This window comes from Duganella sp. CF458 (assembly GCF_900113115.1).
Taxonomy (GTDB): Bacteria; Pseudomonadota; Gammaproteobacteria; order Burkholderiales; family Burkholderiaceae_D; genus Rugamonas.
The window spans coordinates 283,545-299,855 of the sequence record NZ_FOOF01000003.1 but is presented as its reverse complement, the minus strand read 5'-3'; the positions used below and the strand labels follow the sequence as shown (position 1 = coordinate 299,855).

Here is a 16,311-nt window from a genome sequence, read left to right as displayed (position 1 = left end):
GCATGGGCGCGGCGGTTCGCAATGCGATGACCATCGACGTGGAAGACTACTTCCAGGTGTCGGCGTTCGCACCCCACATCAGCCGCGAGAGCTGGCCGCAGCGCGAGTGCCGGGTGGAAGCGAATATCGACCGCGTGCTCGGCATCCTGGACGACGGCCAGGCCAAGGGCACTTTCTTCACGCTGGGCTGGATCGCCGAACGCTATCCGGAGATGGTGCGCCGCATCGTGGCCGGCGGCCACGAGCTGGCCAGCCACGGCTACGGCCACCTGCGCGCGTCCGACCAGTCGCGCGAGCAGTTCCTGGACGATATCGCCAGCAGCAAGAAGATCCTGGAAGACATCGGCGGCCAGCAGGTGATCGGCTACCGTGCGCCCAGCTTCTCGATCGGCCCCGGCAACCTGTGGGCGCTCGATGTGCTGCAGGAAGCGGGCTATCGCTACAGTTCTTCGATCTATCCGATTGCGCACGACCATTACGGCATGCCCGATGCGCCGCGCTTTGCCTTCCGGCCGAACGGCGAACAAGGCTTGCTGGAAGTGCCGATCACCACCGTGCGCATCGGCCAGCGCAACCTGCCGGCCGGCGGCGGCGGCTATTTCCGCCTGCTGCCGTATGCGCTGTCGCGTGGCATGATGCGCCGCGTAAACCGGGCAGACGGCCAGCCCGCGATTTTCTATTGCCACCCGTGGGAGCTCGATCCCGGCCAGCCGCGCCCGGAAGGCCTGGGGCTGAAGACGCGCTTCCGCCATTACGTCAACCTGCACCGCATGGAGTCGCGCATCAGGGCCCTGACGCGCGATTTCGCGTGGGATCGCATGGACCGCATTTTCCTGGGGCAGCAATGACGTCGATTATCGAAGCGGCGGCAGAACGCCGCGCAGCACGGGCCAAGGCGGAGGCGGAAACGGCGACTGCGCTGGCGGTCGCTGCCGGCAAGCCGGTAAACCAGGGTGAGGCACAAGCGCCTGACACCGGCCACGCGGTTGCCGCCGGCCCGGGCTTGCCGGTTCTGGTGCAATTGCTCGGCAGCGGTGCCGACGAACGTGCACGCTGGGACGCCTTCGTCGCGCACTGTCCCGAGGCGACCTTCTTCCACCGCGCCGGCTGGCAAACGGTCATCGAACAATGCTACGGCCACCCGACCTGGTTCTTCTACGTGGAGGAGGGCGGCGTGATCACCGGCGTGCTGCCGCTGGCGCGCATGAAGAGCCGCATGTTCGGCCACTACCTGGCCTCGCTGCCGTTCTGCGTATACGGCGGCGTGGCAGCCGTCACCGACACCGCGCGCGCCCTGCTGGACCAGGCCGCCGAAGAACTGGCCGCCGCGCTTGGCGTGGGCCACCTGGAGTACCGCAACTACGCGCCGGCCCATCCCGGCGCTGCGAAATGGCAGGGCAAGGACTTGTACTACACCTTCCGCAAGGCGATCAGCGGCGACGACGAAGAGAATATGAACGCCATCCCGCGCAAGCAGCGCGCGATGGTACGCAAGGGCATCAAGCTGAATCTGCAGGGCGAGGTGGACGACAACGTCGAGCGCATGTTCACCGCCTACGCGCGCAGCGTGCACCGCCTCGGCACGCCGGTGTTCCCGAAGAAGTATTTCGCCCTGCTCAAGCAAACCTTCAAGGACGATTGCGAGGTGCGCGTCATCACGCAGGACGGCAAGCTGGTGGCCGGCGTGCTGAGCTTCTTCTTCCGCGACGAAGTGCTGCCATATTACGGCGGCGGCATGGAGATCGCGCGCGAGGTGGCGGGCAACGACTTCATGTACTGGAACCTGATGCAGGCTTCCGCCGCCAAGGGCTACCGCATGTTCGACTTCGGCCGCAGCAAGAAAGGCACCGGCGCCTTCGACTTCAAGAAGAACTGGGGTTTCACGGCGCAGCCGCTGCCTTATGAATACCAGCTGTTCGCGGCCGATGCACTGCCGGACGTGAACCCGCTGAACCCGAAATACCAGCTTTTCATCAAGCTATGGAAGGCGATGCCGCTGCCGCTGGCCAATGCGCTCGGCCCTTATATCGTCAAGAACCTGGGGTAAATCGTGGACGACCTGCTGCTGCTGGTGCATCGCATGCCCTACCCGCCCAACAAGGGCGACAAGATCCGCTCCTGGCATTTGCTCAAGCACCTGGCGCAACGCTATCGCGTCCATCTGGCCACCTTCGTCGACGACCCGGACGACTGGCAGCATGTGCCGACCGTGCAGGCGGTGTGCGCCTCGGCGCATTTCGCGCCCCTGTCGCCGCGCGCTGCGCGCGTGCGCAGCCTGGGCGCCGTGCTGCGCAACCGCTCGCTGTCCTACGACTATTACCGCGACGCCGGCCTGCAAGGCTGGGTGAACCAGGCCATGCAGCAGCATGGCATCAACCGCATCGTGGTGTTTTCCTCGCCGATGGCGCAATACGCCGAAGCCTGGCCGCAGGCCCGCCGCATCGTCGATTTCTGCGATGTCGATTCCGACAAATGGCGCCAGTACGCCGAACGCAAGCCCTGGCCCGCCAGCGCGCTGTTCGGCTACGAGGCCAGCCGCCTGCTGCGCTATGAGCGCAAGATAGCCGGCGCGTTCGACGCCTCGCTGTTCGTGTCGGCGCCGGAGGCGGAGTTGTTCCGCACCCTGGCGCCGGAAAGCGCGGCGCGCACCGGCTGGTTCAGCAACGGCGTCGACACCGCGTATTTCGCCCCCGGCGAATTCGCCAACCCCTACGCCGCCGCCGATAAGGTGCTGGTGTTCTGCGGCGCCATGGATTACTGGCCCAACGTCGACGCCGTGCAATGGTTTGCCTCGGAAGTGTTGCCGCCGCTGCGCGCGCGCGACCCGGCGGTGCGTTTCGCCGTTGTCGGCGCCCGCCCGTCGGCCGAAGTGCAGGCCCTGGCCGCGCAACCGGGCATCACGGTGACCGGCACCGTGCCGGACGTGCGTCCTTATGTGGCGCATGCCGCGCTGTCGGTGGCGCCGCTGCGCGTGGCGCGCGGCATCCAGAACAAGGTGCTGGAAGCGATGGCGATGGCCAAGGCCGTGCTGGTCACGCCGCAGGCCCTGGAAGGCATCGACGCCGGGATTGGCCGCGAACTGCTGCTGGCCGACGATGCGCAGCAATGGCTGGCCGCTGCCGGCGCGGCGCTGGCCGGCCCACCGGCAGGGCTGGCGGCGATTGGCCAGGCTGCCCGCGCGCGCGTTTTGGCGGCGTATAGCTGGGACGCCCGGCTGGCGCCGCTGGATCGCATGATCGACCCCCCCGCTGCGCAGGACGCCGGCGCAGCTCCAGCCCTTTGGACCCCGGCATGAATACCTTACCTTCCACCGGACCGGCCGCCGCACCCGGCGCGGCCGCATCGCATGGGCCCCTGGCCGGCGCGCGCAATGCGCTGCTGGTGGCGCTGGTCATGCTGCTGCCGCTGCTGGTGTTCCATGAGACGGCGTTGAGCGTGGCCCACATCTGGGAGCGCTCGGAGACCTTTGCGCACGGCTTCCTGATCCTGCCCATCAGCCTGTGGCTGGTATGGCGCCAGCGTTGGGCGCTGCAGCAGTTGCCGCTGCAGCCGTGCTGGCCGGCCTTGCTGCTGCTGGCAGCCTTCGGCGCGGCCTGGCTGCTGGCCGACCTGGCGGAAGTCAGCATCGTGCGCCAGTACGCGCTGGCAGCCATGCTGCCGCTGACCGTGCTGGCGGTGCTGGGCAGGCGGATCGCCGGCGCACTGCTGTTCCCGCTGGCCTTCATCCTGTTTGCGGTGCCGGTGGGCGAGAGCCTGGTGCCGCCGCTGATCGACCTGACCGCCGACTTCACGGTCGATGCGCTGCGCCTGACCGGGATTCCGGTGCTACGCGATGGCAACAATTTTTCCATCCCCAGCGGCAATTGGTCGGTGGTCGATGCCTGCAGCGGCCTGCGCTACCTGATTTCGTCGATCACCCTCGGCTGCCTGTTCGCCTACCTGAGCTACCGCACCGCCTGGCGCCGCGCCGCCTTCATCCTGGCCTCGATCCTGGTGCCGGTGGCAGCCAACGGGGTGCGCGCGTATATGATCGTGATGATGGGCCACTTGAGCGGCATGACGCTGGCGGTCGGCGTCGACCACCTGATTTACGGCTGGGTATTCTTCGGTCTGGTGATGCTGCTGCTGTTCTGGGTCGGCAGCTTCTGGCGCGAAGACGGCCCGGCGGCCGCCGCAGCCCCGCTGACCAGCCAGGCGCTGCTGCCGCTGCCGCTGCGCCCGCTGATCGGCGGCGGCGTGGCCGTGCTGGCCGTGCTGGTGGTCTGGCCGGCCTTGGCCGCGCGCGCCGACCAGGCCGCGACCGCCGCCCCGGCCGTCAAGCTGGCCCTGGTTTCACCGACGCCGGCCGCACCGGAGTTCACCGCCTGGCAGCCCGACTACGCAGCGGCCAGCGGTACGCTGCGCCAGTCCTTTGCCGGCGCGCCGCCGGTCGGCCTGACCGTGCTGTTTTACCGCGATGCGCCCGGCAGCGCCAAGCTGGTCAGCTCGACCAACCGCATCGGCCAGCAAAAGGCCGCGTACCGCGAAAACAGCGCCGACCTGCGCGACGAAAGCTTCGGCGGCCGCCACATGGCCGTGCGCGAAGCCATGCTCGGCTTGGAAGGCCGGCGCTTGCTGGTGTGGCAGTGGTACTGGGTCAACGGCAGCATGACCAGCAGCCATTACGTCGGCAAACTGTTGCAGGTCAAGGGCAAACTGCTGTCCGGCAACGGCGACGGCGCCGCCGTGATGGTATTCGCCCCCTACGATGAAGACCCGGCGGTGGCGCGCGCCGCCATGCGTGCCTTCCTGGATCGCAACCTCGCGCCGCTGGACCAGTCCCTGGCCGGCACGCGCCGCCCCTGATTGCGCTGCCATGAACGACATCCCTCTCATCGTCCACCTGACGTATGCGCTCGATTTTGGCGGCATGGAAAACCTCATGGTCGAGCGCATCAACCGCATGCCGGCCGAACGCTACCGCCACGCCATTGTGTGCCTGACGCGCGTCAACCCGGACTTCGTCAAGCGCATCCACAAGCCGGGCGTCACCGTGCATACGCTGGGCAAGCAGCCCGGCCTGTCGCCCGCCACCCATGGCGTGCTGTGGCGCCTGCTGCGCCAGCTGCAGCCGGCCGTGCTGCACACCTATAATTTCTCGGCCATCGAATACGCGCCTGCCGCGCTGCTGGCCGGCGTGCCGGTGCGCGTCAACGGCGCCCATGGCCGCGACCACACCGACCCGGACGGCAGCAACCGCAAGCACAACTTCCTGCGCCGCCTGATGCTGCCGTTCTACGACGTGTGCTATGCCAATTCGGCCGCGATGGAGCAGTGGAACCGCGAGGTGATCGGCGTGCCGGCCGCCAAGAGCCGCATGCTGGCCAACGGCATCGACGCCGAGCGCTTCCGCGTGCGCGGCGACAGCGAGGCGCGTCCCTTCTTCAACGACGGTGAAATCGTGATCGGCACCGTGGGCCGGGTGCAGGACGTGAAAGACCACGCCACCCTGATGGATGCCTTCCTGCTGCTGCGCGAATTGCTGCCGCAGCTGCGCCAGCGCCTGCGCCTGGCGGTGGTCGGCGACGGCCCGCTGCTGCAACAGCTGCGCGACAAGGCGGCCGCGGCCGGCATTGCCGACGCGGTCTGGCTACCCGGCGCGCGCAACGACGTGCCGGACATCCTGCGCAGCTTCGACGTGTTCGCCATGTCTTCGATTGCCGAAGGCACGCCCGGCTCGGCGCTGGAAGCCATGGCCAGCGGCCTGCCGGTGGTGGGCACGCGCGTGGGCGGCATTCCGGAAGTGATCGACAACGGCGTCACCGGCCAGCTGGTGCCGCCGTCCAATGCCGCAGCCATGGCGGCCGCGCTGAAGCATTATGTGGAAGCGCCGGCACTGGCGCGCCGCCACGGCCAGTCGGGGCGCGAGCGGGTGCTGCGCAAGTACAGCATGCCGGCCATGGTGGCCGGCTACCAGGAAATGTACGACAGCTTGTGCGAACGCAAGCTCAAGATAAGAAAGCCAGTACCATCATGTGCGGAATAACAGGGATCATGGATGCGCGCGGCGCGCGCGCGGTGGACGAGGCGCTGCTGCGCCGCATGAACGACACCCAGCACCATCGCGGGCCTGACGAAGGCGATATCTACATCGAACCGGGCGTGGGCTTCGGCCATCGCCGCCTGTCGGTGATCGACATCGCGATGGGCCAGCAGCCGCTCGGCAACGAGGACGGCAGCGTGATGGTCTGCTACAACGGCGAGATCTACAACTACCGCGAACTGACCGCGCAGCTGAAGGCGCTCGGCCACACCTTCAAGACCAAGAGCGACACCGAAGTGATCGTGCACGCGTGGGAGGAGTGGGGCGAGGATTGCGTGCACCACTTCCGCGGCATGTTCGCCATCGGCCTGTGGGACCGCAAGCAGCAGGTGATGTTCCTGGCGCGCGACCGCCTGGGCGTCAAGCCACTGTACTACGCCATGACGCCGGATGGCTGGTTCGCCTTCAGCTCGGAATTGAAGGCGCTGCGCATGCATCCTTCGCTGCCGCGCGATATCGACCCGCAGGCTGTGGAAGACTATTTCGCCTACGGCTATGTGCCGGAGCCGAAGACCATCTACAAGGGCGCGCTCAAGCTGTCGCCCGGATTCCGGCTGACGCAGAAGGTCGGCGCGCCGCTGGCCAGGCCGGAGCAGTTCTGGGACGTGCCGTTCAAGCTGCACGAGAAGATGACCGAGAGCGACGCCCAGGGCGAGCTGGTGGAGCGCCTGCGCGAAGCGGTCAAGATCCGCCTGGTGGCGGAAGTGCCGCTGGGCGCCTTCCTGTCGGGCGGCGTCGATTCCTCCGCCGTGGTGGCGATGATGGCCGGCCTCGACGAAGGCGCCGTGCATACCTGCTCGATTGCCTTCCAGGACAAGGCTTTCGACGAATCGGAATACGCGCGGCAGGTGGCCCAGCTGTACAAGACCGACCATTTCGTGGAAACCGTCGATACCGACGACTACGGCCTGCTCGATACCCTGGCCCACCTGTACGACGAGCCGTATGCCGACAGCTCGGCCATTCCCACCTACCGGGTATGCCAGCTGGCGCGCAAGCGCGTCACCGTAGCGCTGTCGGGCGACGGCGGCGACGAGAACCTGGCCGGCTACCGCCGCTACCGCTACGCCATGGCGGAACAGAGCGTGCGCGGGCGCATTCCGGAAGCGCTGCGCAAGCCGGTGTTCGGCACCCTGGGCCGCATGTATCCCAAGGCCGACTGGGCGCCGCGCGTGTTGCGCGCCAAGACCACCTTCGAGGCGCTGTCGCGCGACCTGGTGGAAGGCTATTTCCACGGCGTCTCGATCATGTCGGACGCCATGCGCGCGCGCCTGTTCTCGGCCAAATTCCGCGCCGGCCTGCAGGGCTATAGCGCGATCGACGTGATGCGCGGGCACGCGGCCAAGTCGCCGACCGACGACCCGCTGTCGATGATCCAGTACCTGGACATGAAGACCTACCTGCCGGGCGACATCCTGACCAAGGTTGACCGCGCCTCGATGGCGCACGCGCTGGAAGTGCGGGTGCCGCTGCTGGACCACAAGCTGGTGGAGTGGATTTCCGGCCTGCCGCCCGAGATGAAGCTGAAGGGCAGCGAAGGCAAGTACATCTTCAAGAAGGCGATGGAGAAGTACCTGCCGCACGATATCCTGTACCGCCGCAAGCAGGGCTTTGCGGTGCCGCTGGCGGCCTGGTTCCGCGGTCCGCTGCGCGAGCGCGTGCAGCAGGCCTTGCTGGGCCCGACCCTGGCCGACACCGGCATGTTCAACCAGGACTACCTGCGTGAACTGGTGGAACAGCACCTGTCCGGCCGGCGCGATTACAGCGCGCCGATCTGGACCGTGCTGATGTTTGAAGCCTTCCTGAAAAAAGAGATGCAGGCATGAGTATCCGTATCCTGCACGTGCTGGACCATTCGATTCCGCTGCATAGCGGCTATACCTTCCGCACGCGCTCCATCCTGCAGGCCCAGCGTGCGCGCGGCTGGCAGACCTTCCACATCACCAGCCCGAAGCAGGGCGCCTCCGGCGCGGCGCGCGAAACGGTCGACGGCCTGGAGTTCTTCCGCACGCCGCCGGCCGGCGGGCCGCTGGCCAGGCTGCCGGTGTTGAACCAGGTGGCTGTCATCAACGCGCTGGCCGCGCGCCTGCTGGAAGTGGCGCAGGAAGTGAAACCGGACGTACTGCACGCGCACTCGCCGGCGCTGAACGCCGTGGCCGCGCTGCGCGTGGGCCGCAAGCTGGGGATCCCGGTGGTGTACGAGATCCGCGCCTTCTGGGAAGACGCAGCGGTCGACCACGGCACCAGCAAGGAATGGGGCTTGCGCTACCGCCTGACGCGCGCCATGGAAACCTGGGCCTTGCAGCGCGTCGACGCCGCCACCACCATTTGCGAAGGCTTGCGCAGCGAAATCATCGGGCGCGGCATCCCGGCCAGGAAGGTGGCAGTGATTCCCAACGCGGTCGACATCGACGACTTCGCCGTCGGCGGGGTGCGCGACGAAGCGCTGGCGCAGCAACTGGGGCTGGAGGGCAAGAGCGTGCTGGGCTTCATCGGCTCCTTCTATGCCTACGAGGGACTGGACATCCTGCTCAACGCGCTGCCGGACATGCTGGCGCAGCGGCCCGAGATCCGCGTGCTGCTGGTGGGCGGCGGTCCGCAGGATGCGGCGCTGCGCGCGCAGGCCAAGGCGCTGGGCATCGAGGACAAGGTGGTGTTCACCGGCCGCGTGCCGCACAGCGAAGTGCAGCGCTACTACAACCTGGTGGACGTGCTGTGCTACCCGCGCCACAAGATGCGCCTGACCGACCTGGTCACGCCCCTGAAGCCGCTGGAAGCGATGGCGCAAGGCCGCCTGATGGTGGCGTCCGACGTGGGCGGCCACAAGGAACTGATCGATGACGGGCGCACCGGGGTGCTGTTTGCCGCCGGCGATGCCGCCGCGCTGTCGAAACAGGTGCTGGCGCTGCTGGCAGCGCCGCAGAAATGGCCGGCATTGCGCCAGTCGGGCCGCCGCTTCGTCGAGGAAGAGCGCAACTGGACCGCCAGCGTGGCGCGCTACCGCAACGTATACGGCAGCATCACGGAGAAGGCACTGGCATGAACGCGCCGCAGCAAGCATTCGCCGCCAAGCCGCACGCGCTGGACATGCCGGAAGTGCAGCGCATTGCGCTGGTCGGCCCGTTGCCGCCGCCGTCCGGCGGCATGGCCAACCAGGCCTTGCAGCTTGCCGGCTTGCTGCGCGACGCCGGCATCGCCGTTGAATTCGTGCAAACCAACGCACCGTACCGCCCGGCCTGGGCCGGCAAGCTGCGCGGGCTGCGTGCGCTGTTCCGCATGCTGCCGTATTTGGCCAGCCTGTGGCGCGCCGCCGGCCGCGTGCAGGTATTCCATGTGATGGCCAATTCCGGCTGGTCGTGGCACCTGTTCGCCGCGCCGGCGATCTGGATTGCGCACCTGCGCGGCACCCCGGTAATGGTCAATTACCGGGGCGGCGAGGCGGCCAACTTCCTCCAGCAGTCGGCGGCCTGGATGCGCCCCAGCCTGCGCCGCTGCGCCGCACTGGCCGTGCCGTCGGGCTTTTTGGCCCATGTGTTCGGCCAGCACGGCATCGACTCCGTGATCGTGCCCAATATCGTCAACCTGGAGCGCTTTGCCGCCGATGCCGCGCCGCGCGTGCGCGGCGCCCTGCGGCTGCTGGTGGCACGCAACCTGGAGGACATTTACGACAACGCCAGCGCGCTGCGCGCCTTCGCGATCGTGCGCCAGAGCCACCCCGAAGCCCAGCTCACGGTGGCCGGTTCGGGCCCGCTGCGCGCCGAGCTGGAGCATCTGGCGCAAGGCCTGGGCGTGGCGCATGCCGTGCACTTTACCGGCCGGGTCGACACGGCCGACATGCCGGCCCTGTACCGCAATGCCGACATCATGCTGAATCCCAGCCTGGTCGACAATATGCCCAACTCCGTCCTGGAAGCGCTGGCCAGCGGCGCCCTGGTGGTCAGCACCAACGTCGGCGGCGTACCGTATGTGGTGGAGGACGGCAAGACCGCGCTGCTGGTGCCGCCGGCCGATCCGGGCGCCATGGCGCAGGCCGTGCTGCGCCTGGCCGAACATCCGGCGCTGGCGGAAGCGCTGCGCAGCGCCGGCCGCGCCAGCGTGGCGCAATACGCCTGGTCCAGCGTCAAGCCGCGCCTGCTGGACGTCTACCGCCAGGCCTTGGCAAGCAAAGGAGGGCGCCGCCCATGATCTATACCGCCCTGGTTTCCGGCATCCTGTTCCCGCTGCATGAAAAGCTCAAGAAGCACAGCAGCGTGGCCGTGCGCCGCCATATGGAACAGACCCAGTACTGGCCGGCGGCCAGGCTGCAGGAACTGCAAATCGAACGCCTGCGCGCCCTGTTGCTGCGCGCGCAGCGCCACGTACCGTATTACCGCGACGCTTTTGCCCGCATCGGCTTCGACGCCGCGCGCGACTTCAAGGGCGTGCCCGACCTGGTGCGCCTGCCATTGCTGGACAAGGCGGCCATCCGTGCGAACATCGAAACGCTGAAAGCCGACGATGCACAGAACCTGGTGCGCTACAACACCGGCGGCTCGACCGGCGCGCCGCTCACCTTCTTTGTCGGCCGCCACCGCGTGAGCCATGACGTGGCCGCCAAATGGCGCGCCACGCGCTGGTGGAACGTCGATATCGGCGACCGCGAAATCGTGATCTGGGGTTCGCCGATCGAGTTGAGCGCGCAGGACCGCGTGCGCATGGTGCGCGACACCCTGATGCGCACCGAATTGATGTCGGCCTTCGCCACCACCGAAGCCGGACTGGATGGCCACGTGGAACGCATCCGCCAGCGCAAGCCGAAGATGCTGTTCGGCTACCCGACCGTGCTGGCGCGCATCGCCGCGCATGCCGAAGACAAGGGAATCCGCCTCGACCAGCTGGGCATCCGCGTCGCCTTTGTCACGTCCGAATGCCTGTACCAGTCGCAGCGCGAACAGATCGAGCGCGTGTTCGGCTGCCCGGTGGCGAATGGCTACGGCGGCCGCGATTCCGGCTTCATCGCCCACCAATGCCCGGCCGGCAAGCTGCACATCACGAGCGAAGACATCGTGATCGAAGTGCTGGACCCGGAAGGCCGGCAGCTGCCGCCCGGCGAGTCGGGCGAGATCGTGGTGACCCATTTGCAGTCCGGCGACTTCCCCTTCATCCGCTATCGCACCGGCGACGTCGGCGCGCTGGACACCGCGCCGTGCAGCTGCGGCCGCACCTTGCCGGTGCTGAAGGAGATCCACGGCCGCACCACCGACTTCCTGATCAACCAGGACGGCACCCTGATCCATAGCGCCGCGCTGGCCTATATAATGCGCGACCTGCCCGCGGTGCGCGCCTTCAAGGTGATCCAGGAAACCCTGGACTGGACGCGCGTGCAGATCGTGTACGACGGCGTTTTCGACGACAAGGCGCGGCTGGCCGTCGAGGCCGGCTTCCATGCGCGCATGGGAACGCAGGTGAAGATCGAGGTGGAACTGGTGCCGGAAATCCTGCCGGAAAAGAGCGGCAAGTACCGCTATTGCGTGACCAAGCTGGAGACTCCATGGAACGCATTGACGAAGTAAGCCGGGAGGCGCCATGCGCGACATAATCATTACCCTGATCGTTTTCGGTTCGCTGCCCTTCATCTTCAAGCGCCCGTTCTACGGTGCCGTGCTGTGGATCTGGATCAGCGTGATGAACCCGCATACCCAGAGCTGGGGATGGGCGCAAAGCATGCCGTTCGCGGCGATCATCGCGGGGACCACCTTGCTGGCGATGATGGCCAAGTCAAAGGATGTCAAGTTCCCGAATACCGGCCTGACCTGGATCCTGGCGGCGTTTACCGGCTGGATGTGCCTGACGGCCTTGTTTGCCATCGGTCCTGAAAGCCCGTTCCCGCTGCTGAACAAGGTAGCAAAAATCATGGTGATGACCCTGGTCGTGGCCATGCTGGTGCGCACCCGCAAGGACATCGAAATGGTGGTGTGGGCGATTGTGATCTCGCTCGGCTTCTATGGCGTAAAAGGCGGCCTGTTCACCATCCGCAGCGCCGGCGCGTACCGCGTATGGGGACCGACCGGCACCTTCATCGAAGGGAATAACGAGATCGCGCTGGCCCTGATCATGGTGGTGCCGCTGATGCTGTTCCTGACAGGCTTGATCGCCAACAAATGGGGCAAGCGCGCAATGTGGGCGGCAGCGGGACTATGCGTGCTGGCTGCCCTGGGGTCCTACTCGCGCGGCGCGGCAGTGGCATTGGCCGCCATGCTGGGCTTCCTTTGGCTGAAGAGCCAGGACAAATTGAAGCTGGGTGCGCTGATGGTGGTGCTGGCGCCGCTGGCGCTGGTCTTCATGCCGGAGCAATGGCATAGCCGGATCGATACCATCAACACCTATGAGCAGGACAGCTCGGCGATGGGCCGCATCAATGCCTGGAAAATGGCGATCAACCTGGCCAACGACCATCCGCTGTTTGGCGGCGGCTTCCAGATCTACAACAAGTACGTGTTCCAGCTGTATGCGCCCAATCCGGACGATATCCACGCCGCCCACAGCATCTACTTCCAGGTCCTGGGTGAACACGGCTATGTCGGCCTGGCGTTGTTCCTGCTGATGTACCTGGTGGTGTGGCGCAACGGAACCTGGGTGATCCGGCACGCCGGCAAGGTGCCTGAACTGGAATGGGCAAGCAAGCTGGTGCGTATGCTGCAGGTCAGCCTGATCGGCTTCATGGTCGGTGGCGCCTTCCTCAGCCTGGCCTATTTCGACGTGCCTTACTACATCATGGTGCTGATGGTCGCGACCCGCCTGCTGGTGCAACAGGCCTTGAATCAACCAGCGGCGCCACCGCGCGCCGCGCAGCAAACGGAGGCGCAAGGTGTGGCTTAAGCGGCAACTGGAGCGCGGTGCACTGTCACTGCTGTCCGGCGGCGGCCGGCGGGCGCCGGCCATCCTGATCTACCATCGCGTCCTGCCGGCGCAAGACCCGCTGTTTCCGGGCGAGGTGCACCGCGAACAGTTCGACCGCCAGCTTGGCTGGCTCAAGTCGCGCTTCAATGTGTTGCCCCTGCTCGATGCCGTGCGGCTGGCTGCCGAGGGCAGGCTGCCGGCGCGCAGCGCCTGCATCACCTTCGACGACGGCTATGCCGACAATGCCGAGGTAGCCCTGCCGTTGCTGCAAAAGCATGGCTTGCATGCGAGCTTTTTCATTGCCACCGGCTTCCTGGATGGCGGCCGCATGTGGAACGATAGCGTGATTGAGTCGGTGCGCCGCGCGCCGGGCGAGGTGTTCGATGCGACGGCACTCGGCCTCGGGCGCCACAGCCTGGCAAGCTGGGAAGCCCGCCGCCACACCATCGGCGCCCTGATCGGCCAGCTCAAATACTTGCCGATGGTGCAGCGCCTGGAACAAGTCGGCAAGGTGGCCAGCTTGTCCGGCGCCGAATTGCCGCGCGACCTGATGATGAGCAGCACCCAGTTGCGCACCCTGCACGCGGCCGGCATGGGCATCGGCGGGCACACGGTCAACCACCCTATCCTGGCGCGCTTGCCGGCCGCGGAAGCACGCCAGGAAATCGCGCAGGGCAGGGCCACGCTGGAAGCGGCGCTCGACGCGCCGGTGCGCATGTTTGCCTACCCGAACGGCAAGCCGGGCCAGGACTACCTGCCGGAGCACGTTGCCATGGTGCGCGAGATGGGCTTCGACGCCGCGGTCTCCACGGCGTGGGGCGCCAGCCGCGGCGCAACGGACTGGTATCAGCTGCCGCGCTTCACCCCCTGGGACCAGGGCATCGGCAAGTTCGGTCTGCGCCTGGCGCGCAATATGCTGCAGCCGGCGGAGCGCGTTTAAGCGCCGTCGCTGTCGCCCTTGCGCAGGCGCGACAGCAGGGCGGCAGTCTGTTCGTTGAGCGGCAAGCCGTGACGCCTGAGCAGCTGCACGTGCAACACCAGGTTTTCCAGCACCAGCTTGGCCGCCACCGCCAGCAAGGTCAGGCGGCGGTCTTCCTCGCTGAAGCTGGCCATGGCGTCGGCCATTTCGCACAGATGGTTGGCGACCAGTTCGCGCAATTCCTGTTCGTTGAAAGGCAGGTCGGCAAAATCGATCGGGTCTTCCTGCTCCACTTCGTGCATCAACAACTCAAGTTCCCGCGGGGTGAGACGCATGTGTGGCTCCGGTTATGCACACGGGATGATTGTAGGCCAAAGCGCGCTAGAATAGCTTTCCCATGGCCCAGATCATCTTCACCCAGCAGTTGGCGCGCTTCCTGCCGGTTCCGACGTTGGAGACCCGGGCGGCCACCTTGCGCGCCGCGCTGGAGGGGGCCTTTGCCGACAATCCGCGCCTGGGGCCCTACGTCCTGGACGAGCAAGGCCGCCTGCGGGCCAACGTCGCGGTATTCATCGACGGCAAGCGCAGTGAACTCGACGCGCCATTGGGCAATGATTCCAAGATCTACGTGCTGCAAGCCTTATCCGGAGGATGACATGGCAGACCGCGCTTTCCTTGCAAGCCGCAAAGGCTTGTTCGAACTGGCTTACCGCAACGGCGAGTGGAAACTGGAAGAGGATAAATCCTTCTTCGGCGATCCGGTTTCGATGGTGCTGCACGACGCGCGCGATGGCGCCGTATATGCATGCCTGAACCTGGGGCACTTCGGCGCCAAGCTGCACCGGCGCGATGCCGGCAGCGCGGCGTGGACGGAAGTCGCGGTGCCGGCCTATCCATCCAAGCCGCAGGACAGCACCGACAAGGTGGACTGGACCCTCAAGCAAATCTGGTCGCTGGAAGCGGGCGGCCCGGACCAGCCCGGCGTGCTGTGGGCCGGTACCTTGCCGGGTGGCCTGTTCCGCTCCAACGACCGCGGCGCGAGCTGGCAATTGGTGGAATCGCTGTGGAACGTTCCCGAGCGCGCGCAGTGGTTCGGCGGCGGCTACGACGTGCCGGGCATCCACAGCATCTGCGTCGACCCGCGCGACAGCAATGCGCTGCTGGTCGGCGTGTCATGCGGCGGCGCCTGGCTGACGCGCGATGGCGGCGCGAGCTGGCAGCTGCGCACCAAGGGCATGGCGGCGCGCTATATGCCGCCCGAAATGCAGGATGACGGGGCGGTGCAGGACCCGCACCGCATCGTGCGTTGCGCGGCCGAGCCGGACGCGCTGTGGTGCCAGCACCATAACGGCATCTGGCAGTCGCGCAATAATGGCGAAAGCTGGGAAGAGGTTACCGCACCGCTGTCGAGTTTTGGCTTCGCAGTGGCGGTGCATCCGCGCGACGGCAAGACCGCCTGGTTCGCGCCGGCGGTGGCCGACCAGCAGCGGGTGCCGGTGGAGGCGGCGCTGGCCGTCAACCGTACCGCCGATGGCGGCGCCAGTTTCCATACCTTGCGCGGTGGCCTGCCGCAGGAACATTGCTATGACCTGGTGTACCGCCACGGATTGGCGGTGGCCGACGACGGCAAGACCTTGCTGATGGCATCGACCACGGGCGGCGCCTGGTTGTCGACCAATGGCGGCGAACATTGGCAAACCATTTCCACCACGCTGCCGCCGGTCTACGCGGTTTGCTTCAATTAAGCCCGTAGTAGGACAGGAACATCTCGACGGTGGCGGTGATGACCGCCTCCTGCTCCTGCGGCGTCAGCGGTTTTTTGCCCATTGCCACTTGCGGCCAGAGGGCGAACGATTTCAACTGGCCTTGCAGCATGTGCGACATGAAGGCCGGGTCGCCCGCCTTCAGCACCTTGTCTTCCTGTGCTGCGCGCAGGAAGCTGGCCACGCCTTCCTCCTTCTTGCCCAGTTTGGTCAGCATGTCGCCGGCGCGTTGCGGCGCATGGATTGCTTCGGCGATGGCAACGCGCACCAGGTCGAGGAAGTAGTCGTCGCGCAGCATGGCCATTTTCTGCCGCATCAGTTCCAGTAATTGCGGTTTGAGCGGCTGGCCTTGCTGGTAGCCGATGGCGTTCAGCGCGGCACTGCAATCCCACAACTCCTGCAGGATCTGCTCGAACAACTCGTCCTTGCTGGCGAAGTGGTTGTACACCGTGCGCTTCGATACGCCGGCCTCGGCCGCGATGCGGTCCATGCTGGTGGCTTCGAAACCGCGGGCACGGAATTCGGCGATGGCGGCGGTGATGATGGCGGCGCGCTTGCGGTCGGTGAGTTTGTCGGGTTGGTTCATACAGAATATTTTACACCGGGTAGTTTACTTTTCCCAAAACAGAAACTACACTGTGTAGTGTAACTCTACTGAACTGAACATG

15 protein-coding genes are annotated in these 16,311 nt (G+C 66.5%); 13 read left to right on the top strand and 2 right to left on the bottom strand.

The window, feature by feature from the left end; all coding sequences use genetic code 11:
- Nucleotides 1-2 precede the first annotated feature (2 nt).
- From BM269_RS06560 to BM269_RS06510, 11 genes are read left to right on the top strand one after another with little or no spacing between them, the layout of a single operon-like run.
- Nucleotides 3-848, top strand: coding sequence for an XrtA system polysaccharide deacetylase (locus BM269_RS06560; RefSeq protein WP_211482666.1), 846 nt, complete (start codon nucleotides 3-5; stop codon nucleotides 846-848).
- The gene (locus BM269_RS06555; RefSeq protein ID WP_090436203.1) at nucleotides 845-2,047 is read left to right on the top strand and encodes a FemAB family XrtA/PEP-CTERM system-associated protein; all 1,203 of its coding nucleotides are present in this window, start codon (nucleotides 845-847) and stop codon (nucleotides 2,045-2,047) included. Before BM269_RS06560 ends, BM269_RS06555 begins: the two co-directional genes overlap by 4 nt.
- A 3-nt stretch (nucleotides 2,048-2,050) precedes the next feature.
- Nucleotides 2,051-3,295 (top strand): TIGR03087 family PEP-CTERM/XrtA system glycosyltransferase, encoded by a 1,245-nt coding sequence (locus BM269_RS06550; protein ID WP_090436202.1) that lies wholly within the window; start codon nucleotides 2,051-2,053, stop codon nucleotides 3,293-3,295.
- Nucleotides 3,292-4,845: an exosortase A gene (gene xrtA, locus BM269_RS06545; protein ID WP_090436201.1), complete on the top strand. Its 1,554-nt coding sequence runs from the start codon at nucleotides 3,292-3,294 to the stop codon at nucleotides 4,843-4,845. Before BM269_RS06550 ends, xrtA begins: the two co-directional genes overlap by 4 nt.
- A 10-nt stretch (nucleotides 4,846-4,855) precedes the next feature.
- Entirely contained in the window at nucleotides 4,856-6,025 is a 1,170-nt protein-coding gene (locus BM269_RS06540) for a TIGR03088 family PEP-CTERM/XrtA system glycosyltransferase (protein ID WP_090436200.1), read from the top strand.
- Nucleotides 6,013-7,908, top strand: coding sequence for an XrtA/PEP-CTERM system amidotransferase (locus BM269_RS06535; protein WP_090436199.1), 1,896 nt, complete (start codon nucleotides 6,013-6,015; stop codon nucleotides 7,906-7,908). Before BM269_RS06540 ends, BM269_RS06535 begins: the two co-directional genes overlap by 13 nt.
- Nucleotides 7,909-7,910: 2 nt before the next feature.
- On the top strand, nucleotides 7,911-9,125 hold the full coding sequence (locus tag BM269_RS06530; RefSeq protein ID WP_090436303.1) for a TIGR04063 family PEP-CTERM/XrtA system glycosyltransferase: 1,215 nt from the start codon (nucleotides 7,911-7,913) through the stop codon (nucleotides 9,123-9,125).
- The gene (locus BM269_RS06525) at nucleotides 9,122-10,267 is read left to right on the top strand and encodes a glycosyltransferase family 4 protein (protein WP_229204522.1); all 1,146 of its coding nucleotides are present in this window, start codon (nucleotides 9,122-9,124) and stop codon (nucleotides 10,265-10,267) included. Before BM269_RS06530 ends, BM269_RS06525 begins: the two co-directional genes overlap by 4 nt.
- On the top strand, nucleotides 10,264-11,634 hold the full coding sequence (locus BM269_RS06520) for a phenylacetate--CoA ligase family protein (RefSeq protein ID WP_090436198.1): 1,371 nt from the start codon (nucleotides 10,264-10,266) through the stop codon (nucleotides 11,632-11,634). The genes BM269_RS06525 and BM269_RS06520 overlap by 4 nt, the downstream gene beginning before the upstream one ends.
- Before the next feature lie 13 nt (nucleotides 11,635-11,647).
- Nucleotides 11,648-12,940: a putative O-glycosylation ligase, exosortase A system-associated gene (locus tag BM269_RS06515; protein WP_090436197.1), complete on the top strand. Its 1,293-nt coding sequence runs from the start codon at nucleotides 11,648-11,650 to the stop codon at nucleotides 12,938-12,940.
- Nucleotides 12,930-13,901, top strand: a complete 972-nt coding sequence (locus tag BM269_RS06510; RefSeq protein WP_229204521.1) for a polysaccharide deacetylase family protein — start codon at nucleotides 12,930-12,932, stop codon at nucleotides 13,899-13,901. The genes BM269_RS06515 and BM269_RS06510 overlap by 11 nt, the downstream gene beginning before the upstream one ends.
- Here the strand turns inward: BM269_RS06510 and BM269_RS06505 are convergent.
- Nucleotides 13,898-14,215, bottom strand: a complete 318-nt coding sequence (locus BM269_RS06505; RefSeq protein WP_090436196.1) for a hypothetical protein — start codon at nucleotides 14,213-14,215, stop codon at nucleotides 13,898-13,900. The genes BM269_RS06510 and BM269_RS06505 overlap by 4 nt on opposite strands.
- A 62-nt stretch (nucleotides 14,216-14,277) precedes the next feature.
- Here BM269_RS06505 and BM269_RS06500 point away from each other — a divergent pair, with 62 nt between their 5' ends.
- Nucleotides 14,278-14,535 (top strand): MoaD/ThiS family protein, encoded by a 258-nt coding sequence (locus BM269_RS06500; protein WP_090436195.1) that lies wholly within the window; start codon nucleotides 14,278-14,280, stop codon nucleotides 14,533-14,535.
- 1 nt (nucleotide 14,536) lies between these two features.
- Entirely contained in the window at nucleotides 14,537-15,625 is a 1,089-nt protein-coding gene (locus BM269_RS06495) for a WD40/YVTN/BNR-like repeat-containing protein (RefSeq protein WP_090436194.1), read from the top strand.
- Here the strand turns inward: BM269_RS06495 and BM269_RS06490 are convergent.
- Entirely contained in the window at nucleotides 15,618-16,229 is a 612-nt protein-coding gene (locus BM269_RS06490) for a TetR/AcrR family transcriptional regulator (protein ID WP_090436193.1), read from the bottom strand. The two genes, BM269_RS06495 and BM269_RS06490, sit on opposite strands and share 8 nt — an antisense overlap.
- Nucleotides 16,230-16,311 lie beyond the last annotated feature (82 nt).